At 73.4% G+C, this 2,810-nt stretch carries 3 protein-coding genes; all 3 read right to left on the reverse strand.

The features are described 5' to 3' along the window. The coding region (locus CRM73_RS18765; protein ID WP_229588740.1) for a laccase domain-containing protein at positions 1–336 on the reverse strand (336 nt) is incomplete at its 3' end. Between the two features lie 119 nt (positions 337–455). Further along, positions 456–1,703: a cell division protein FtsZ gene (ftsZ, locus tag CRM73_RS18770; RefSeq protein WP_109243793.1), complete on the reverse strand. Its 1,248-nt coding sequence runs from the start codon at positions 1,701–1,703 to the stop codon at positions 456–458. Between the two features lie 249 nt (positions 1,704–1,952). Next, on the reverse strand, positions 1,953–2,810 hold an 858-nt coding region (locus CRM73_RS18775), incomplete at its 5' end, for an FtsQ-type POTRA domain-containing protein (protein WP_229588741.1).

Genomic DNA, 2,810 nt, shown 5'->3' on the forward strand with positions numbered 1-2,810 from the left:
GCCCGTGAGCGGGCCGCGGGGCCCCTCCCCGACCAGCACGACGGGCACGCAGTCGGCGACCATCACGGCCAGCGGCACGCCCGTCGCCGTGACCGCGGCGTCCGCGGTCGGCACGGCCGGCCGGTCGTGCCGGTCCGCGTCGGCCACGTCGGTGCCGTGCACCTGGTCGAGGAACACCAGGGAGCCCTCGGGCACGCCGATCGACCGCTCGAGCGCGGCCCGGCGGGCCCGCACCGCGTCCGGGTCGTCGCCCGTGTGCAGGGCGAGGTTGCCCGCGCCGCGGTCCGTGAACGCCACCCGGACGCCCTGCCCGACGTCGTCCTGCCACCAGAGCACCGGGTCCTCCTGTCGTTGCTCGTCGTGTCTCGTCGTGCCGCCGGAGGAACCGGCGGCGGGGCTTAACGCGCCCTGGGGGCGGACGCGGGTCCACCGCGTCCGCCCCCAGGGGGCCGGACTCACTTCAGGAAGTCGGGGAAGTCCAGGGAGTCCTTGCGCCCGGAGCCCGCCCCGGCGCCGGCCTCCGCCTCGGCGGGCAGGTCGACGTCGAAGCCGGCGTCGTCGGGCACGTCGTCGTTCTGCACCGGCTGCGCCCACCGCTGCGAGGTGGAGGGCTGGGCGAAGGACGGGGCCCCGCCACGCTGCGGGGCACGGCCCACGCCGGCGGGCTGACCGGCGCCGGACCCGAAGGCCGCGCGCGTGGTCGCCGCCTGCTGGGCGGCCGCGTTGGTGTTGTTCGCGTTGGTCTCCGGGCTCACCGAGTCGAAGCCCGCGGCGATGACCGTGACGCGGGCCTGGTCACCCAGGGCGTCGTCGATGACCGCGCCGAAGATGATGTTCGCCTCGGGGTGGGCGACCTCCTGGACCAGGCGGGCGGCCTCGTTGATCTCGAACAGCCCGAGGTCGGAGCCGCCCTGGATGGACAGGAGCACGCCGTGGGCACCGTCGATCGAGGCCTCGAGCAGCGGCGACGCGATCGCGAGCTCGGCCGCCTTCACGGCACGGTCCTCGCCCTGCGCGGCGCCGATGCCCATGAGCGCCGAGCCGGCGCCCTGCATCACGGACTTCACGTCGGCGAAGTCGAGGTTGATCAGGCCCGGGGTGGTGATCAGGTCCGTGATGCCCTGCACGCCGGAGAGCAGCACCTGGTCCGCGGACTTGAAGGCGTCCAGCATGGACACGTTGCGGTCGGAGATGGACAGCAGCCGGTCGTTGGGGATCACGATGAGGGTGTCGACCTCGTCGCGCAGCGTCTCGATCCCGTTCTCCGCCTGGTTGGACCGGCGGCGACCCTCGAAGGTGAACGGGCGGGTGACGACACCGATGGTCAGGGCGCCCAGGGAGCGGGCGATGCGGGCGACCACGGGGGCGCCGCCGGTGCCGGTGCCGCCGCCCTCGCCGGCGGTCACGAAGACCATGTCGGCCCCCTTGAGGACCTCCTCGATCTCCTCGTGGTGGTCCTCCGCCGCCTGGCGTCCGACATCGGGGTTGGCGCCGGCGCCCAGGCCGCGCGTGAGCTCTCGCCCGACGTCGAGCTTGACGTCGGCGTCGCTCATCAGCAGGGCCTGCGCGTCCGTGTTGATCGCGATGAACTCGACGCCGCGCAGCCCCTCCTCGATCATCCGGTTGACGGCGTTGACGCCGCCGCCGCCGATTCCGACGACCTTGATGACGGCCAAGTAGTTCTGGGGGGTGGAGGAGTCCATGGGTACCTAACTGGAGATGGTTCGGGTCGGGGATGGCGAGCCGTTTCTCAACCTTCTATCGAAGGTCGAATCTCATGCCGTCAGCTGCTCCCCCGGCGGGTTCGATGTCGGGGTCAAGCCTAACAACGACGGGGACCACCTGCACGACAAGCCATACCGCTTTCGACACTTTTCGCCAAAACCGCAGGTCGTGCTGCGTTTCGGCCGCACTCTCGACCTCTGGTGGAACGTGAGGTCCGATGTCGTGCCTCAGCGCACCACGGGACGGGTCGGGCTCGACACGTCGTAGGTCTCGACGCCGCTGCCGGCGCCGCGCGCCTCGACGAGCTCCCGCAGGACCTGCGACTTGAGCTCGCTGTCCTCGGCGGTGCCCCAGACGACCGTGCGGCCGTCGGTGAAGGCCAGCTCCACCGAGGACAGCGACTCGGCCGAGGCGGTGCGCAACTGGGCGAGGACGGACTCCGGCAGGGCCGCCAGCACGTCCGCGATGGCCTCGAACCGTTCGCCCTCCAGCACGTCGCGCCCGCCCGTGACGACGGGGACGCCCGCCTCCTCCGCGGAGCCGGCGGTCATCAGATCCACCCCCTCCGAGTCGACGACCACGAACTCCCCGTCGTCCTCGATCGCGGCCACGGGCACGCGCTCGCGCAGCGCGACCACGAGGTGGTGCGGGGGCTCGAGCAGGACCTCGATGGAGCGGACCTGCGGGATCCGCCCCACCCGCTCCCGCACCTCGTCCTTGGAGATCCGCGTCAGCGGGACGCCCCGGTAGGCGTCGAGCGCGGACTCGACGCGAGCCGGGTCCGTCAGCTCCGCGCCGCGCACCGTGATGTCCCGCACGGCCAGCGCCGGGGAGAGGAACAGGACGCCGGCGAGCACCGCGAGGGCGGCGAGCACCCCGAGGACCGCGCCGATCCGCCGGCGCCGGCGCCGCGCCCCCGGTGAGGCGGGAAAGGCCACCACCGTGGCTCCCACGGCTGTGGCCCCCACGGCCGTGGAACCGGCCCGCGGGGGCTCCTCCACCGGGGGGAGCCGGGAGGCGGTGAGCGTGCGGGTGGCGGCGCGCTCCTGCCGGTGCCGCCGCCAGGCGCTGAAGCGCCCGCCGGC

Origin of the sequence: Kocuria sp. CCUG 69068 (assembly GCF_020833785.1) — a bacterium.
In the GTDB taxonomy this organism is placed as follows: Bacteria; Actinomycetota; Actinomycetes; order Actinomycetales; family Micrococcaceae; genus Kocuria; species Kocuria rosea.